The organism is Streptomyces doebereineriae, from assembly GCF_031845645.1.
In the GTDB taxonomy this organism is placed as follows: domain Bacteria; phylum Actinomycetota; class Actinomycetes; order Streptomycetales; family Streptomycetaceae; genus Streptomyces; species Streptomyces canus.
Window position 1 is genome coordinate 1 of record NZ_JAVREZ010000230.1, and the last position, 465, is coordinate 465.

Here is a 465-nt window from a genome sequence, read left to right on the forward strand (position 1 = left end):
TCACGGTGGATCCCCGGAATCACACGCGGCGCTGGCAGCCATCACCCGGCGTTCCGCCGAATTGGCCGTCGATGCGGGCACGGTGCCCATGCGGGGACCCGGACTGGTCGTCACCCTCAACGACGCCCAGCGCGACGCCCAGGGCCGCTTTCCCCGCGACGCCTCCCCCGACGACCTGGTGGTGCACCAACAGGACATCCAGGCCGTCCTGAACGCATTGTGGAGCGCGGGCGCCGAGGGCATCCAGATGCAGGACCAACGCATCATCGCGACGTCGGCACCGCGCTGCGTCGGCAATACCCTGCTGCTCAACGGCCGGACCTACAGCCCGCCCTACGTGATCACCGCGATCGGCGATGCCACGGCGATGCAGGCCGCCCTGGCCGCCGCTCCGTACGTCACCCTCTACAAGCAGTACGTGGTGCGCTTCGGGTTGGGTTATACGGAGGAGCCACGCGCCGAGGT

General features: G+C 69.0%; 1 protein-coding gene. It reads left to right on the forward strand.

The window, feature by feature from the left end; translation table 11 throughout:
* Positions 1 to 88: 88 nt before the first annotated feature.
* Positions 89 to 465 (forward strand): DUF881 domain-containing protein (locus RNB18_RS51605; RefSeq protein WP_311721008.1); only part of this gene is annotated, 377 nt, incomplete at its 3' end.